The following is a 16769-nucleotide window of genomic DNA, read 5'->3' on the forward strand; positions in this document are numbered from 1 at the left end:
TAAACACCTCAAAGTTAATACTATTTCTATTATAAATTAACATTGTTAATATTTGCAATAATATAAAAAAAGATAGTTAAATTTAACTATCTTTCTTAAAATTCTGCATTCTGGGGTGTTCTTGGAAATGGTATAACATCTCTTATATTGCTCATTCCAGTTAAATACATAATAAGCCTCTCAAGTCCAAGACCAAATCCAGAATGCACAGTTTCTCCATATTTCCTTAAATCCATATACCACCAATAATCTTCTTCATTAAGATTAAATTCCTGTATCCTATTTTTTAAAATATCATATCTTTCTTCTCTTTGACTACCTCCAATTATTTCACCAATTCCAGGTACTAAACAATCAAAAGAAGCTACAGTTTTATCATCATCATTTAATCTCATATAAAAAGCCTTTATATTTTTAGGGTAATTATATAGGAATATAGGTTTGTTGAAGTGCTCTTCTGTCAAATATCTCTCATGTTCTGATTGAAGATCAATTCCCCATTCAACTTTATATTCAAATTTCTTACCGCTTTTCAATAATATATCTATTGCATCATTATAAGTAACTCTATTAAATTCAGAATCAATAAGAGCAGTTAACTTACTTATCAATCCCCTCTCTACAAACTTATCTAAAAACTCAATTTCATCTTTACATTTTTCAAGAACATATTTAATTGTATATTTCAACATATTTTCAGCTAAATCCATAGCTTCAAACATATTAACAAATGCAGCTTCAGGTTCAATCATCCAAAACTCTGCAGCATGTCTTGATGTATTTGAGTTCTCAGCTCTAAAAGTTGGCCCAAAAGTATATACTTTACCTAAAGCAAGAGCCATAATCTCTCCCTCTAACTGTCCACTAACTGTTAGATTAGACATTTTTCCAAAAAAATCTTTAGAATACTCTACATCTCCAACTTCATTTTTAGGTATATTTTTAAAATCAAGCGTTGTTACTTTAAACATTTCTCCAGCACCTTCACAATCACTTGCTGTTATAATTGGAGAATTTATATATTCATATCCATTTTCTCTAAAAAATGAATGTATTGCATAAGATGCAACACTCCTTATTCTAAATACAGATAAAAATGTATACGTCCTCGGTCTTAAATGTCCTATACTTCTTAAATATTCAAAACTATGCCTTTTTTTCTGAAGAGGATAATCTTGATTTGAATTTCCTTCTAAAAATACATATGTAGCTTTTATTTCAAAAGGTTGTTTGTTTTCTGGTGTTAATATAACTACCCCTTCAATTTTAAGAGTTGATGAAATTATATACGAGCATATTTTTTCATAATTTTCCAAATTATTTTCTACGACAATCTGCACATTCTTAAAAGAACTCCCATCATTCAATTCCAAAAAACCAATATTATTATTACTTCTTATACTTCTAAGCCATCCATAAATTGTAACATTTTTACCATTATATTTCTCATAATTTTTATATAATTCACTTACATTAATTTTCAAATTTAATCCTCTCCTTTTAACTTCTAGGCATATATTTCATATGAATTTATAAGTATTTCTGGAAAATTCATCATCTTCATATCTTTATTAATCTTAGAAAAAAAATGTTCACACTTCAAAATATTATAATTGTAAAAATTATTCGAAACTTCCAAAACCCCACAAGAAACTCCACCTATACTGGGTACTGGTTTTCCACAACTTCCAGGCATTATAATACATTTCTCTTTACTAAGTTTAATATTATCCGGTATATGTTCATACCCACAAACCAAAATATCTTCTTGAATATCTTGGTTATTTATATAAGGATTTTTATGTACAAATTTTATATTTAACTCTCCAAAATTCATGCTTAATTCTAAAGGAAGGTTTGATAAATAGTATAAATTATTTTTTGTTAGTTCAGTTCTAGTAAAATCCACAGAAAAATTATTTATAGTATTTTCATTTATATGTGAAAAATCATTGTTAATAACAGCTGAGTCGTAGATACCTTTAATAGGTACTATATGCTTTCTTCTAATAAAATTTACTACCTCATTAGGGTGAGGTCCATATCCAACAATATCTCCCAAACACAAAATAATTTCCACGCATTCCTTTTCTAATAAATTGTAAATTTCCATTAAAGAATACAAATTTGAATGAATATTACTAATAATGCCTATTTTCAATAAATTCACAACCCCTTAAATCAAAATAAAGAGGTTAAAAAACCTCCTAAAATCTACACATTCACAAATTTATCACTTAATTCACAAATATTCCCCGCACCAACTACTAAAAATATATCTCCTCTTTCTCCCTTACATTTCATATAATCAACTGCATCATCGAAACTTTTAGCATAATGGCACTTCTGTCCAGTAGAAATTATTTTATCTTTTAAATCCTTAAATGTAATGTTCCATATATTTTTCTCTCTTGCTGCATATATATCAAACAATATTACTTCTTCCACCCCATCAAAACTTTTCGAGAATTCATCGAGTAAAGTTAAAGTTCTACTATAGGTGTGAGGCTGAAAAAAACAATATATCTTACCATTAGTTAATGATTTAGTCATATCTATAAGTGCCTTTATCTCAGTTGGGTGGTGTGCATAATCTTCAATAATTTTTATTCCATCTCTTTCGCCCTTCATCTCAAATCTCCTCTTAGGAAGAGAAAAATCTAAAAGAGCTTTTTTCACATTAATCAAATCAAAGTCTAATATTAGTGAAAATGTAATGGCAGAAAGCGCATTAAGAAGGTTATGATTTCCTATAACATTTATCCTAAAGCCATCATAAATTTTCTCTTTATATAAGACATCAAAACATATACTATCTCTAGTTTTTGATATATTAATCGCATTTACATCTCCACACCCTATACCATAGGATACTTTTTTACACTTTGCTTCATCTAATATATCTCCTATCAATTTATCAGAAGCGCAATATATAAGCCATCCATCATAAGGAATATTCTTCGCATATTCACAAAAAGCATCTTTTATATCATCTAAATCCTCATAACAATCTAAATGATCCTTATCTATATTAAGTATAACACCTATATCTGTTGAAAAATTTAAAAATGATTTCTTATATTCACAAGCTTCCATAAGTAAATAATCGCTTTTACCAATCTTAAAATTTCCACCTATTAAATCTAATTCTCCACCTATTAATATAGTAGGATCCAAATTATTGTACATCATAACATAACTAAATATAGATGTAGTTGTTGTTTTACCATGAGTTCCGGATATAGTTATGCATTTATTATATTTCTTTGTTAATTCCCCTAAAAATTCCGATCTATTAATTACAGGTATTTTTCTTTTAATCGCTTCTTTAATTTCATTATTTTCATAACCAACAGCCGCAGTATGAACAACAATACCTATGTTGTTATCAATATTTTTAGAATTATGTTCTATTTTTATCTTACATCCCTTGTTTTCCAGATTAATTATTAATGGATTTTTGCAAATATCACTTCCTGAAACTTTAAATCCTCTATCTAATAAAATTGATGCTATTCCACTCATACTAACTCCACCAATTCCAATCAAATGTATATATTGGTTATTTTTAATGATTCTATCTAAAAACATATCTCGCAAAAACACCCCTTAATTATATAGAACTTTTTATAATTATATACATTTTTTACTAAAAAAAATACATATTTATTAAATAATGATATATTTTTTAAAAATATATTGTTATATCAATATATTTTTTATTTTTTTACATAAACTAATTGCATAAATCGAAAAACTTTTTAGAGGTGAATTGAATGCAAGTTACAGATGTTAAAATCAGAAAAATCACTAATGAAGGGAAAATGAAAGCTATAGTTTCAATAACTTTAGATAATGAATTTGTTGTTCATGATATAAAAGTTATTGAAGGAGAAAACGGTTTATTTATAGCTATGCCTAGTAGAAAAACTCCTAGCGGAGAATTTAAAGATATAGCTCATCCTATCTCAACAGATGTAAGACAAAAATTTCAAACTGAGATATTAAAAAATTACAATATTGCACTAAGTGAACAATCTCAAATATAGTTTGGTGTAAATTAGATTAATTTTAAACTATTCAAATAATAAATTATAAAAAGACCACACATTTATGTGTGGTCTTTTTACATGTTTTATAATTTTAAGCATTTTCGTTATTTTTACAAAAATTATATAACAACTCAACAATTGCTCCTGTTGCACCTTTTTTAGGTAATATTTTTGTAGAAAAATCATTCCACGCAACATAAGCTATATCTATATGTGCCCATGGTTTATTTAATACAAATTCTCCAACAAATAATCCAGCTGTTATAGTTCCCCCATATCTTCCACCAATATTTTTATAATCAGCAACATCTGACTTAAGCAGTGATAAATATTCTTTATCTGCAGGTAATCTCCATATGCTATCTACAGTGTTTTTACTTGCATTATTTAATTCATCAAATATATTCTCATCGTTATCTATAACAGCTGCGTATTTAGTTCCAAGTGCTATTCCGCATGCTCCTGTTAATGTTGCAATATCTATTATTAAATCAGAATTTAAATTTTTAGCTGCATAATAAACTCCATCCGCAAGAGCTAATCTTCCTTCTGCATCTGTAGATATAACCTCAATAGTTTTCCCTGAAAGCGACCCTATTACATCCCCTGGTTTAAATCCATTTCCATTTATCATATTTTCACATGTAGGTATTACACCAAAAATATTTACTCTCAAATTTTGTTTTGCTACTAAAGTCATTAAAGATAAAACGCTTGCTGCACCTGCCATATCACATTTCATAGTTACCATTCCGTCAGAACTTTTTATAGAATATCCACCAGAATCATATGTCAAGCCTTTACCAACAAATGATATAACCTTGTCCTTTTCATTTCCTCCAAAGTATTTCATAACAATAAATCTTGGTTTATTAACAGATGCCTTACCAACCTCATACAATGCTTTTAAACTATTTTGTTTTATCCAATTTTCATCATATACATCGATATCTATATTTAAATCTTTAACTTGTTCAATACACCTATTTCCAAATTCTTCTGGTGTTAAAAAATTCGATGGCTCATTTACTAAATCTCTGGTTAAATTTATCGCATCCTTTATATTTAATAATTCATCTAAATCTTCATTTTTATTTGCATAAATGTAGATATTAAATTTTGAATTCTCTGATTTTTTTGTTATATATTTATCAAATTTATAACAACATGCATTACAAGCTAAAATAATAGCCTTTAGCATATTCCTATCGTCAAAATTAGTACATTCAATAGGATAAAATAAAACATCCCCTACTAAGTTTGTTTTCATTTCTTCAAAAACCGAAACTACTGATTTATAAAAATATTCATATGTTAATTCACTTTTTTTACCTAATCCCATAAATACAATCTGAAAAATTTCATCTGCATCGTTCTTATTGAATAAGTAGTGAGTTCCTTTTTTACCTTCAAACAATTTTTGTTTTTTTAATTTATTTAATACATCCCCATATTTAAATATTTCACAATCTTCAAAACAAGGTATAATTTCTACCTGATATTTTTTATCCAACTTACTAATTAGTTTAAATTCCATTTAAAAATCTCCTTAAAAAATAAGATGCATATTTAGTAGTTTCCTAACCAAAATAACACAAGGTGATTATAATGGTTAACAAAAAAAATACATTAATATACTCTATAATTTTATTATTTTTTATACATATTATTATTAATTGTATTTACTTTCTTTACAACAATAAAAATAATTTAAGTTATAACATACCTAGTTTTGATGAAAAACAATTTAAAATAAACAATAAAACAATAACTTATTATGAAAAAAATATAAAAAATCATTCTGATAATAATATTTCAAAAAATATTGTATTAATTCATGGAGCATTCGAATCATCTCTAAATTCATACAATTTAATTTCCGAACCACTAAGCACACTAATAAGTAAGCCATATAATTTTAATATATTTCTTATTGATTTGCCTGGTCATGGTAAATCTTTTAAAGCAAATAACTTTGATTATTCCTTCAGAAATATTTCTTCATACATCAACTCTTTAATGGAAAATTTAAATATAACAGACGCACTTTTAATATGTAACAATTTTTCATCAAGCATAGGGTTAAATATGATTTCTTTAAATGATAAAATTTTTTCAGAAATTCTCCTTATAGACCCTGTATTTGATTATAATTCCATGTGGGAAAATTTTAAATTATTTTCCAAAAATAAATTATCCTTATTACCCTCATTTATTATATTGAATTTAAATAACTCATCTTTAAATTTAAATAAATATATTACATCATACTTCAATAATAAGAATTCTTCAAATAAATACGCTTCAAAGATGATAAAAGATAGCACTCCGATTTCAACTTTAGATATTAAATCAAACATACCTATATTCGCTCTAATTAATAACAAAAAATATTTTAATTCGAGTTATATTAAAAATCTATCAAATAGATTTTCATCCATCCTATTTTCTCCATATAAATACTCAATAGAAGATATAATAAATAGTAGGTTTAAAAATTAAACCTACTATTTTACTTAACCTTAAATTTTTTATAATCGTATTCCATTATAACATATCTTTTTGAATTTTTATAATCATATATATATTTATTAAATCCCGTTTCCCCATCATAAGGTAATCCGGATGTATCATTATCAAAATCATCCTCTATCCCATAAACAAGATTAGAAACATTCTTCCCATCACAATTAATTCCTATGATAAAATATCCCCGATCTTTAAAATATGGATACATAAAAAGCATTGGATAATATGTTATTGCATATTTTGTATTATCTATTTTTCTCATGTTTTGCATTTGTGAAAAATCATTTATAAAAACTTTAAAAAATCTATAATTTTCCTGATTTAAATAATTCATTTCCTCATATTCGCTTAATATATTGAGAAAAAACTTATAATTGTAATCATACTCAATATCTCGATTTTGAAAAGAATTTGGAATTAAACTCCTTAACATCTTTTCTATTTTCCCATTATCTTTTAACATAAACTTTCTTAATGAATCTATATGATACTTTGCATCACTTAAATTGTTTTCAATTTCATCTTTACATTTCTTTATCTCATCTTCATATTCATGATAAATATTCTTATTTTTAAAATCTTTACTAATATCAAATGAATGTAGGTTTTTATATCTATCCATTATAATCTTTCCTCTATCAATCTCATTCCTTTCAAAATTGTTATCATCACAAACATGTAAACACTCGTCAATTTTATTATCTTCTTCAATAATTTCATTTTCACAATTTTTATCATCTTCACATACAATTTCATTATATTTTTTATCTATTTTTTTATTCGATACATCATTTTTAACTTCAAATGTAAAATTTTCTTTCCTGAAAATCTTATTTTTAATTAATCTAAATTGATTAATTTTCCAATTAAAAACTTTCTTCTTACCTAAAAATCCACTTAAAGGATATTTAACCTCCCCTTTTATATCTTTAAAACAAACAGTACTTCCATGTAAACTTTCAAGTAATGTTTCATCAAATTCATACGATACATCAATTTTACCATTCTCATCTGGTTTAACATCTGCAATAGATATTATATCTACTTTAGATTCATTTTTAATTATCAAACTTAAGCTATAAGTATTTTCATTATTTAAATTTTGTATATAATAAAATATCTTAAGTTTAGATTCTTTGTACTCTATTTTTGTATAACCTGAGGGTTTATTATTTTTGAATGAATATCCCTTATCGTCTTCCTGAAGTATTATAAATTTTTTATTATCATAAACACTCATCTAATTCTCCAATAAATAATTGTTTTAATATTATGTTATGCACAATTATATTAAAATTTACTAAATAAAAATGGAGTAAATTATATTTAATTTACTCCATTTAAGATTTTAAATATTTTTATAAATTCATTTAATGTTAAATTTTCTGCCCTTTTATTAAAATCGATTCCTATATCATCAGATATCTTTGATAATAATGCTTTATCCTTACCAAAATTAGCTAGTACATTATAAAATGTTTTTCTTCTCATTGCAAAGCATCTTTTAACAAATTTCAAAAAATATTCTTCCATTTCTTTAGTCTTAAGTTTTCTTTTAGGTTGTATTTCAAATTTAATAAATATAGAATCAACCTTAGGTTTGGGTGTGAAATTATTAGATGAAATATATCGAACCACATGGGGTGATGAAAAATAATTTGCAAAAACAGTTAAAGATCCATATTCCTTCGTGGAAACATCTGCTAAAATACGATCTCCTACTTCTTTTTGCATCATAACACCAATAAAATCAATATTGAGATCACTTTTAAATAACTTTTCTAATATAGGAGTCGTTATGTAATATGGTATATTAGCTATAACTTTAAAATTACTATTTAATTTTTCAAAATTTTTCAAATCAATTTTCATAAAATCATAATGTATAAGTTCAAAATTATCATATTTGTCGAATCTTTCATTTAAAATAGGTATAAGTCTATTGTCTATTTCGACTGATATAACTTTCTTTGCTCTTAAAATTAGTTTCTCTGTTAAAGCACCAAATCCAGGTCCAATTTCAATAATAACATCATCTTGTGTAATACATAGTTCATCTAATATTTCATTAAGTAAATTATCATTGTTAAAAAAATTCTGTCCTAATGATCCCTTAAATAGAAACCCATACTCCCTCTGTAATTCTCTAATATTTGTCATTTATTATCTCCTCTAACTTTTCTAATGAAGATCTAAACATTTCCCTAGATATGTTAAAACTATTTAACCTAGATAAAAATTTTTTTCCATTAGATATTCCAATTCCTAAAATATCTCCCAAAATCTCTCTACGTTTCAATGAATTTTTATTCCCTACAAGTTTGTTATCAAATAAATCCTTTTCTGTGAACTCATTTCTCTTATAGTTTAACTCACATTTTGCATTTTCTAAAGCTGAAATTATATCTTCAGGCTTAGCATTTTCAACTCCTATATCACCATTTTTAGTACTTTTATCTCTTGCTATATAAGCATGTTTAACACCCTTTATATTATCTGCAATTTTCTTTCTTATCCTATCACCTGCAGAATCTGAGTCCATAAGAAGTATAACTCCACATCTTTCTTGTGCGTTTTTAATCAAATTCATAGTTTTTTTGGATATACCAAATCCAGATACATATATAACTTCAGCATCAACTCCACGCTTAACTGCAATTTCATCACATATACCTTCAACTACTATAACTTCCTTAATTTTAATCATTAAATATCCTCCCCTATAATAAAAAATGCTACAATACTTAAAATAAATATTATAGCAAATTTTAAAACTATTCTAATATATATATTCTTATTCCTTTTTTTCTTCCCCAATTATACGCAGCTTCTCTACTCGGCATAAAAACATCTATTATATCTCCCTTTATAGCTCCTCCAGTATCGTGAGCTATGGCAAAACCATACCCCTCAACATATACTTTTGTATTAAGAGGTATAACTTTTGGATCAACCGCAATAGTACTCCATCCAGCAGGATTATAAACCGTTGGATTTCCTGTAGCTGTTATGTGATTGCCATTAGATCCACTATTATAAAAAGCGGTGGACTCTACTAATTTAGAATACTTTATTAAATATTCTTCACCTAAAAACAGTATTTTTTCTCCATTTAAATGTAAATTAGAAGAGTTTTGTTCTATATATTTAACACTTCTACTCTTCGTTCCTTTTTCAATTACTTTATCAATGGATTGATCTTCTATACCATCATAAATAATATTACTACTAACTTCAATATTGTTTTCATAACGTTTTTCAGTTTTAATAAGTCTTATTCCATTCTTACCTTCTTGGATTAAGTTTTCTTCATCTATATATAAATCATCATTATATATAGTCTTAACTTCAAAAGGAATTTCTATTCTATCTTCATTGATTTTTATATCAACATATTTAATAAAAATCTCTTCATCTGGAATAATGTAACTATACAAAGATGGCTCAACTATATCATTATCATCTATCTTTATTTCTCTCTCTTTCAATAGATCTTCTATAGTTTTGGATGTTGTCATAATTTCATATGGGTCATTATTCCCTAAATATAAAACAACCGGGAATGGATTATTTAAAACACCCTCATCTTCATATTCTGTATTAAAAACTCTTGATGGTTCTAATGCCTCCGCCCTATTTTGTAAGACTGTACTATTTTCTGTTAACATATCTCCAACTTCATTTTCTGCTTTATATGTTGAAATCTCAATTCCATCGACAACAAGTATAACCGGCTTGTTCATATAAATAACTAAATAAAATAATATAACAAAAATTAACAAGCTAGCTAAAGAAAACAGCACAGTCTTTATCGACCTTGATTTTACCATAATTCCCCCCTAATAAAACCTTAATATACATTATAAACTTAAAAATTTTGATGCATTTTTATATAACGTATCCCCAATTTTATAGAAGTCTTCATTTTTTACTTCAGCTATTTTTTTTATAACATAATTTATATTTATTGATTCATTCCTTTTTCCTCTAAATGGTACAGGCGAAAGGTAAGGACAATCTGTCTCTGTTAAAAGATATTCAATTGGAATTTCTTTTATTACTTGTACTATCTTAACAGCATTTTTAAATGTTGAAATACCTGATATACCTAAATAAAACCCAAGTTTAATCCATTTTTTTGCAGTTTCTAAACTTCCAGAAAAACAATGAATAACACCTCTTATTGGCATAAATTCCTTAATTATATTAAATGTATCTTCATGAGCATCTCTACAATGAATTACAACCGGCTTATCTAGTTGCTTAGCAATACTTAACTGATTTTTAAATATATCCTTTTGTATTTCCTTATCATCATCATAATAATAATCCAATCCTATTTCACCTACTGCTAAAACTTTATGATGTTTATGAAATTTATACAAATCATCCTCATAATTTATTTTATAATAATATTTAGAATAACTTGGATGTATTCCACAAGCCCCATATACGAAATCATATTTATCAATGATTTCAATCGTTTTTTTGCAAGAATCAATATCTACAGCACAATTTAATATTTTTTCCACACCACTATCAAATTGTTTTTTAATAACTTCATCCCTATCTTTAGAAAAACTTTCATCATAATAATGAGAATGAGTTTCAAAAATTTTCAAAGACATTTTATTGCTCCTTTCATTCTATACATGATACAGTCATTACTTTTTGGTGTCAACTTGACAAAATTTGGATTTTATGATTGTTTTTATAATTATCCTAAGCCCCAAAATTTTTATGATAATTATAAAAACAATATTGACATAAATAAAATAATAGTATATACTCTAGAAGGTAGTTAGTTGGCCCGTTGGTCAAGCGGTTAAGACACCACCCTTTCACGGTGGTAACACGGGTTCGATTCCCGTACGGGTCACCATTGTTAAAATATTTATCTGGGCGCATAGCTCAGCTGGGAGAGCATCTGCCTTACAAGCAGGAGGTCACAGGTTCGATCCCTGTTGTGCCCACCATTTTTGGCTCAGTAGCTCAGTTGGTTAGAGTGCCGGCCTGTCACGCCGGAGGTCGAGGGTTCGAGCCCCTTCTGAGTCGCCATTTTATGGCCCGTTGGTCAAGCGGTTAAGACACCACCCTTTCACGGTGGTAACACGGGTTCGATTCCCGTACGGGTCACCATAAACGTAAAAAAGAAGAAGGTAAAATTACCTTCTTCTTTTTTATTATTATAATCTACTATTTTAATAAATTTCTACACTTTTCAATTATCGTTTTACTTGTCATACAATATTTATCTAATAAAAAATTAACCGATCCTACTTCCCCAAAATGATCATTTACCCCAACACTATTTATCAAAGCTGGAGAATATCTACATGAAATCTCACAAATAGCACTATAAAGTCCACCTATAATATTATGATTTTCAACCGTAACAGCTTTTTTAGTTTTAAGTAATGAGTTCTTAATTGTGTCAATATCAATTGGCTTTATAACAGGTACTGATATAAGTTCTACACTTACACCCTCTTTTTCTAAAATCTCACTAGCTTTAATACACTCATTTACCATAATCCCAGTAGTAAATATTGTAATATCTTTTCCACTTTTTAAAATATCAGCTTTATTTATGTCAAATTTATAATTATCATCATATATTTTAGGAATTTGTTTTCTAGCTATTCTTATATATATAACTCCTTTTTTATTTACAGTATTTAATAATACTTCTCTTAATTGAATCTCATCAACAACATCTATTATAGTTATGCCCGGTATGCTTCTTAAAACCCCTATATCTTCAAAGCTCATATGAGTTCCACCATTTAATTCTGCGCAAACACCCGAATCTGTTGATATAATTTTTACATTTTGCTTTGCATAACACATAGAAATAGCTATTTGATCACATATTCTTCTTGATGCAAATGGAGTAAATGTACATATATATGGATTCATACCATAAGCACTCATACCCGCTGCCATACCAGCCATATTAGCTTCACTTATACCAACATCAAAAGCTCTATCTTTATAAATTTCTCTAAGTTTCATAGTCCCATTAGCTTCAGCTAAATCTGCATCCATAAATACGACATTACTATTCTCACTCATAATTTCATTCATTGTATTAAATAATACCTGTCTCATTTCCATAATTAAAAGCCTCCTTTATGATAATTCTTTAATTGATTTTTCAAATTCATCTTCACTTAATCCCATACTATGATTTTTATATCCAACATTTTCAACTACAGAAACACCTTTACCTTTTATAGTATTAAGTACTATAGCTACAGGATTATCTTGCTTTTTACCTTCACAAATAGCATTGTGAATTTCTTCAAAATTATGTCCATCAACACTTTTAGTATAAAACCCAAATGACTCCCACTTTTTGTGCATATCACCCATATCTAGAATATCAACTAAATTACCATCTAATTGCATTTTATTATAATCGATAAATACTATAAGATTATTCAACTTAAACGCAGATGCAGCAATAGCAGCTTCCCAAACTTGACCTTCGTTACACTCTCCATCACCAACTATAGTGTATATATAACAATCATCCTTCTTAATTTTAGCTGATTTAGCCATTCCAACAGCACAACTTATCCCTTGCCCTAAAGATCCAGTAGTCATATCAATTCCATTTGTTTTATTCATATCGCAATGACTTGGAAGAGATGTATTTTCCTTGTTAAGAGTCATCAAATCTTTCTTATCTATATACCCTTTATCTGCAAGTACTGCATATAAAGCAGGTCCCGCATGCCCTTTAGATAAAACAAGCCTATCTCTATTTTCCATTTTAGGGTTATTTACATCTATTTTCATTTCAAAATTATATAAAAGCACCAATGTATCTACTATAGATAAACTTCCTCCATAGTGTCCTTTCCCTAAATTATGAATCTCTTCTAACAACATCTTTCTTATTTCTTTAGATTTATTCTGCAATTTTTCCAAATCGTTACAATTCATTTTAAATTACCTCCTATTTTGAAGTTCACATTCTTAAAATATGGGTTTTACAAAACCATTATATTTTACATTTATAAATTTAAAATTTTCATAGCTATTTAAATAATTAGCAATTTCTTTAAGTTTTACTGATGTAATCATATCTTCTCTAGTTACAAAAATGTTAAATTTTAAATCATTATCAAATGATTTCTCATAAAATATACCAACCTCCTTAGGGTTTATATTATTTCCCATAGCAACATTTGTGTTTAAAACAATCAAGTCTGATTCATTAAAATAATATGGAACATCATTAATATCAACTTGATTTATTATTAAATTTTTAGGATTATTTATAATAGTATACGATCCATCTAATTCTTCTGCTAGTGTAACAAACCCTGCATCTTCTAAAAGTTTTAAAGATCTATTTCTATTTATAAAATCACTTGGTATGTATACAATATCTTCATTTTCAACCTTATCAAGGGTTCTATATTTACTACTATAAATAATTAAAGGTTCAACATGTACAGGAGTAATTTCTACAAGCTTAATTTCACTAGTTAAATTAAACCTATTTAAATATTCCCTTGTTTGAAAAAAATTAGCATCTAAATTTCCATCAACTAAATCTTTATTCAATTTATCTTGATCAACATAAGTTATTATATCGAAGTCTTCTTTAAATACATTTTTTATATTTTGTAAAATTTCCCCATAAGGTACACTTGTAACTCCTATTCTTATTTTTTTATCATTATCATCATTCAATACTAAATTAGATGAACATGAAGTAAAAATATAAATGAAAATAGACATCAAAAATACGCCTAAAAATTTATTCATAAAGTCCTCCTAATTAATGCATACACTATAAAATTTAAACACGTGATAAACCAAAATTAAATTTTAGTAAATTATATTTATTTGCTATAAATCTACAATTATCTATCATATTAAATATATTTTCTATAAAAATATCATCTGTTGCAGAAAAAATATTATTTTGTAAAAATTCATTATCTACTGTACCTAGTAAATCATTTAATAAATTAACTATATATTTTCTACTTAAATTACCAGAAGATAAATTTTTATTTATATTATCAACAAGAGATTTTATTCTAAATTTAACATTCATATATCCATCACGAATTTCTTTTATAGAATACTTACTTAGTATGTTAGTTTCCATATATTTGATATTTTCTTTAATAAACATATTTTCTAAATTATCTAAATCATTAAATATTTTTTCAACATCCTGTATGTACATATTTTTTAAGTTTCTTATATCTGATTTAAAGAAACTTAAAATTCCTAAAAATAAAATAATTACAATTAAAATCAAAAAATATTTATTAACTTTTATATTCATGATCCCCCCTAAATAAACATATATCCCTCCAAAAATTATACCATTTGTATTTAAAATAATAAATCAAAATATATAAATATTATTTATATAAATAAAAAATAACTATTGATTAAAATCAATAGTTATTTAGTAAATTTAATACTTAATTGGAGATATTTTATCGATAGGACAATATGGAATAAATTCTGTTAATTCTCTACTTGATTGCCTAAGCTCAGCCATTTCTGTAACTGCAACATAAATATTAGAAATAGCATACCAAGTATCGTACTCAACTATACCTGATATATTAACATTAAATATTTCTTGAAATTTTCTAACAGCATCTCTAGTAACATTACCATATATACCATCTTCATAAACTTTAGGTATTGCTGGATAATTTCTCGAAATTACATTTAAATATTTTTGTATATTTTTAACATCAGAACCTTGACTACCAACTCTTAAAGGGTATCCAGGATAAGATATTGGTATACCTTTAACTTCTTTCGCTGTTACCAAATCCAAATTTGTACCATAAAAATTCGTTAATATTTCATAAGGTGTATATCCCTGATCTGCTAAATATTTACTCCCCCACTGTGTCATCCATCCAGGACATTTTACTTTACTTCCATCACAATACTGTGACAACAAAGGCTGTTTAGATCCTGGTCTTCTCATATACGTCGTAAAAATTTCATCAACAATATTTGATATATTCTTAAATATATTTCTTCCATAATTAAATGCATGATCATACGCTGTAGAATTTGTTATAGTAAAATCCTTACCTTTACCTCTATACCATTCTGTATATACCCTATTTAGAGTAAATGATATTATCGCATATATATTAGCTCTTATAGCATTCGATGGCCATGTTGAATATATTTCACAAGATGCTACATTTTTTATATATTCAGAATATCTTACTGTATAATCAGTACCTATAGAGTTCGGTGATCCTGTATGAACCGTAATAAATTCTGGAACTACAACTTCTGATAATACAACCTGACCTGTCGATTGAGAAATGTCCTTCTCTTCTGGTTCTGGTATTTTAGGTGGATAATTACCATAAAGTGTATTTGATTCTATGTTAATTTCTTCAACTTGTCTATAAATTGATTTATTCCTATTAATCGCACTTAAATTAACAGGCTGAATTGCTTCCTCATCTCCAAATAATTGACACCCCTTTATAAATGTTTCATTAAATCCATCTCTGGAAACAACTATATCACATAACCCATATGGTCTTTCAGTTTCATACTCATTTAAAGATAATTCTATGGGCGGTGTGACTATCCCATCTAAAATAGCTATACCCGAATCATTTGTTTTTAAATAAACAACTTCTTTAACCATATTATCTTTATCATATAAAGTAATACTAACATTCGCATTATCTACTGGTTCAGGATTATTATTCATATAAGTTTGAATTTTTAAAGATCCTGTAGACATAAAAACTCCTAAAAAAGTATTCATACTTAAAACTATTCTTAAAAATTAATAAAGTTTACTTGTTTTTCCTAAAATAATCTCTTTCTTGTTTAAATTCATCAAATAAATATGATATTTGCATATTTATTGATGTTTGTGTTGTTGTCGCAAATACTATATTTTTACTTAATTTTTTTTTGAGAATTTTCAAATATATATCTATTTCTTTAGATACAATATTTTGAAATATAATCACTTTATCAAACCTATTATATTCCCCATCTATATTAAATTTTTCGTTTTCTATTACTTCTCCTAATGTTTTATCGAAATCATTATCATCAAACGTTATATATTTTATATTACTACTAATAAATTTTAATATATTTTTCATTTTTAATATTTCATCTTCTAAAAATCCGTATAATATAAATTTTTTCACA

At 26.4% G+C, this 16769-nt stretch carries 17 protein-coding genes and 4 tRNA genes; 6 read left to right on the plus strand and 15 right to left on the minus strand.

The window, feature by feature from the left end; genetic code table 11:
• Window positions 1–95: 95 nt before the first annotated feature.
• The 3 genes from asnS to murC are packed head-to-tail and all read right to left on the minus strand — an operon-like array spanning window position 96 to window position 3591.
• The gene (gene asnS, locus RATSFB_RS06845; protein WP_014095306.1) at window positions 96–1484 is read right to left on the minus strand and encodes an asparagine--tRNA ligase; all 1389 of its coding nucleotides are present in this window, start codon (window positions 1482–1484) and stop codon (window positions 96–98) included.
• A gap of 23 nt (window positions 1485–1507) precedes the next feature.
• Window positions 1508–2170 (minus strand): metallophosphoesterase family protein, encoded by a 663-nt coding sequence (locus RATSFB_RS06850; protein WP_242821400.1) that lies wholly within the window; start codon window positions 2168–2170, stop codon window positions 1508–1510.
• Window positions 2171–2214: 44 nt separating this feature from the next.
• Window positions 2215–3591: a UDP-N-acetylmuramate--L-alanine ligase gene (murC, locus tag RATSFB_RS06855; protein WP_044035603.1), complete on the minus strand. Its 1377-nt coding sequence runs from the start codon at window positions 3589–3591 to the stop codon at window positions 2215–2217.
• Between the two features lie 185 nt (window positions 3592–3776).
• On the opposite strand from murC, the gene spoVG reads away from it, so the two are divergent.
• Window positions 3777–4049, plus strand: coding sequence for a septation regulator SpoVG (gene spoVG / locus RATSFB_RS06860; RefSeq protein ID WP_014095309.1), 273 nt, complete (start codon window positions 3777–3779; stop codon window positions 4047–4049).
• 94 nt (window positions 4050–4143) lie between these two features.
• Here the strand turns inward: spoVG and RATSFB_RS06865 are convergent, their stop codons facing one another.
• Window positions 4144–5589 carry a leucyl aminopeptidase gene (locus RATSFB_RS06865; protein WP_014095310.1) on the minus strand — a complete coding sequence of 482 codons (1446 nt, stop codon included), beginning with the start codon at window positions 5587–5589 and terminating at the stop codon, window positions 4144–4146.
• 71 nt (window positions 5590–5660) lie between these two features.
• Between RATSFB_RS06865 and RATSFB_RS06870 the strand changes: the two genes are divergently transcribed.
• Window positions 5661–6554, plus strand: a complete 894-nt coding sequence (locus tag RATSFB_RS06870; protein ID WP_014095311.1) for an alpha/beta fold hydrolase — start codon at window positions 5661–5663, stop codon at window positions 6552–6554.
• Between the two features lie 10 nt (window positions 6555–6564).
• On the opposite strand, the gene RATSFB_RS06875 is transcribed toward RATSFB_RS06870, so the two are convergent.
• The 5 genes from RATSFB_RS06875 to RATSFB_RS06895 all read right to left on the minus strand — a co-directional run bounded on the left by RATSFB_RS06875 (window position 6565) and on the right by RATSFB_RS06895 (window position 11209).
• Window positions 6565–7821: a hypothetical protein gene (locus RATSFB_RS06875; protein WP_014095312.1), complete on the minus strand. Its 1257-nt coding sequence runs from the start codon at window positions 7819–7821 to the stop codon at window positions 6565–6567.
• 86 nt (window positions 7822–7907) lie between these two features.
• Window positions 7908–8741, minus strand: coding sequence for a 16S rRNA (adenine(1518)-N(6)/adenine(1519)-N(6))-dimethyltransferase RsmA (gene rsmA, locus RATSFB_RS06880; protein WP_014095313.1), 834 nt, complete (start codon window positions 8739–8741; stop codon window positions 7908–7910).
• Window positions 8728–9288: a ribonuclease M5 gene (gene rnmV / locus RATSFB_RS06885; RefSeq protein ID WP_014095314.1), complete on the minus strand. Its 561-nt coding sequence runs from the start codon at window positions 9286–9288 to the stop codon at window positions 8728–8730. Before rnmV ends, rsmA begins: the two co-directional genes overlap by 14 nt.
• 67 nt (window positions 9289–9355) lie before the next feature.
• Window positions 9356–10411, minus strand: coding sequence for a G5 and 3D domain-containing protein (locus tag RATSFB_RS06890; protein ID WP_044035604.1), 1056 nt, complete (start codon window positions 10409–10411; stop codon window positions 9356–9358).
• Window positions 10412–10441: 30 nt separating this feature from the next.
• Window positions 10442–11209 carry a TatD family hydrolase gene (locus RATSFB_RS06895; RefSeq protein ID WP_014095316.1) on the minus strand — a complete coding sequence of 256 codons (768 nt, stop codon included), beginning with the start codon at window positions 11207–11209 and terminating at the stop codon, window positions 10442–10444.
• A gap of 179 nt (window positions 11210–11388) precedes the next feature.
• Between RATSFB_RS06895 and RATSFB_RS06900 the strand changes: the two genes are divergently transcribed.
• From RATSFB_RS06900 to RATSFB_RS06915, 4 genes are all read left to right on the plus strand, one after another.
• Window positions 11389–11463, plus strand: a tRNA-Glu gene (locus RATSFB_RS06900).
• Between the two features lie 18 nt (window positions 11464–11481).
• A tRNA-Val gene (locus RATSFB_RS06905) sits at window positions 11482–11557 on the plus strand.
• 5 nt (window positions 11558–11562) lie between these two features.
• Window positions 11563–11639, plus strand: a tRNA-Asp gene (locus RATSFB_RS06910).
• 6 nt (window positions 11640–11645) lie between these two features.
• Window positions 11646–11720: transfer RNA gene (locus RATSFB_RS06915), tRNA-Glu, on the plus strand.
• A 57-nt stretch (window positions 11721–11777) separates the two neighbouring features.
• On the opposite strand, the gene RATSFB_RS06920 is transcribed toward RATSFB_RS06915, so the two are convergent.
• From RATSFB_RS06920 to RATSFB_RS06945, 6 genes are all read right to left on the minus strand, one after another.
• Window positions 11778–12698, minus strand: coding sequence for a transketolase family protein (locus tag RATSFB_RS06920; RefSeq protein WP_014095317.1), 921 nt, complete (start codon window positions 12696–12698; stop codon window positions 11778–11780).
• A 15-nt stretch (window positions 12699–12713) separates the two neighbouring features.
• Window positions 12714–13532: a transketolase gene (locus RATSFB_RS06925; protein WP_014095318.1), complete on the minus strand. Its 819-nt coding sequence runs from the start codon at window positions 13530–13532 to the stop codon at window positions 12714–12716.
• 33 nt (window positions 13533–13565) lie between these two features.
• Window positions 13566–14363, minus strand: coding sequence for a MetQ/NlpA family ABC transporter substrate-binding protein (locus tag RATSFB_RS06930; protein WP_014095319.1), 798 nt, complete (start codon window positions 14361–14363; stop codon window positions 13566–13568).
• A 34-nt stretch (window positions 14364–14397) separates the two neighbouring features.
• Entirely contained in the window at window positions 14398–14895 is a 498-nt protein-coding gene (locus RATSFB_RS06935; protein ID WP_014095320.1) for a hypothetical protein, read from the minus strand.
• Window positions 14896–15030: 135 nt separating this feature from the next.
• Window positions 15031–16347, minus strand: a complete 1317-nt coding sequence (locus RATSFB_RS06940; protein ID WP_014095321.1) for a peptidoglycan-binding protein — start codon at window positions 16345–16347, stop codon at window positions 15031–15033.
• A gap of 55 nt (window positions 16348–16402) precedes the next feature.
• The gene (locus RATSFB_RS06945) at window positions 16403–16768 is read right to left on the minus strand and encodes a DUF3783 domain-containing protein (protein WP_014095322.1); all 366 of its coding nucleotides are present in this window, start codon (window positions 16766–16768) and stop codon (window positions 16403–16405) included.
• Window position 16769: the final 1 nt, after the last annotated feature.

Origin of the sequence: Candidatus Arthromitus sp. SFB-rat-Yit (assembly GCF_000283555.1) — a bacterium.
Taxonomy (GTDB): domain Bacteria; phylum Bacillota; class Clostridia; order Clostridiales; family Clostridiaceae; genus Dwaynesavagella.

Excerpts from the sequence above, each read along its gene's own strand:
- RATSFB_RS06925 (WP_014095318.1), bottom strand. The coding sequence starts at position 13,532 with ATGAATTGTAACGATTTGGAAAAATTGCAGAATAAATCTAAAGAAATA.
- RATSFB_RS06890 (WP_044035604.1), bottom strand. The coding sequence starts at position 10,411 with ATGGTAAAATCAAGGTCGATAAAGACTGTGCTGTTTTCTTTAGCTAGC.
- RATSFB_RS06920 (WP_014095317.1), bottom strand. The coding sequence starts at position 12,698 with ATGGAAATGAGACAGGTATTATTTAATACAATGAATGAAATTATGAGT.
- RATSFB_RS06935 (WP_014095320.1), bottom strand. The coding sequence starts at position 14,895 with ATGAATATAAAAGTTAATAAATATTTTTTGATTTTAATTGTAATTATT.
- RATSFB_RS06875 (WP_014095312.1), bottom strand. The coding sequence starts at position 7,821 with ATGAGTGTTTATGATAATAAAAAATTTATAATACTTCAGGAAGACGAT.
- murC (WP_044035603.1), bottom strand. The coding sequence starts at position 3,591 with ATGTTTTTAGATAGAATCATTAAAAATAACCAATATATACATTTGATT.
- RATSFB_RS06895 (WP_014095316.1), bottom strand. The coding sequence starts at position 11,209 with ATGTCTTTGAAAATTTTTGAAACTCATTCTCATTATTATGATGAAAGT.
- rsmA (WP_014095313.1), bottom strand. The coding sequence starts at position 8,741 with ATGACAAATATTAGAGAATTACAGAGGGAGTATGGGTTTCTATTTAAG.
- rnmV (WP_014095314.1), bottom strand. The coding sequence starts at position 9,288 with ATGATTAAAATTAAGGAAGTTATAGTAGTTGAAGGTATATGTGATGAA.
- RATSFB_RS06870 (WP_014095311.1), top strand. The coding sequence starts at position 5,661 with ATGGTTAACAAAAAAAATACATTAATATACTCTATAATTTTATTATTT.
- RATSFB_RS06930 (WP_014095319.1), bottom strand. The coding sequence starts at position 14,363 with ATGAATAAATTTTTAGGCGTATTTTTGATGTCTATTTTCATTTATATT.
- spoVG (WP_014095309.1), top strand. The coding sequence starts at position 3,777 with ATGCAAGTTACAGATGTTAAAATCAGAAAAATCACTAATGAAGGGAAA.
- RATSFB_RS06865 (WP_014095310.1), bottom strand. The coding sequence starts at position 5,589 with ATGGAATTTAAACTAATTAGTAAGTTGGATAAAAAATATCAGGTAGAA.
- RATSFB_RS06940 (WP_014095321.1), bottom strand. The coding sequence starts at position 16,347 with ATGTCTACAGGATCTTTAAAAATTCAAACTTATATGAATAATAATCCT.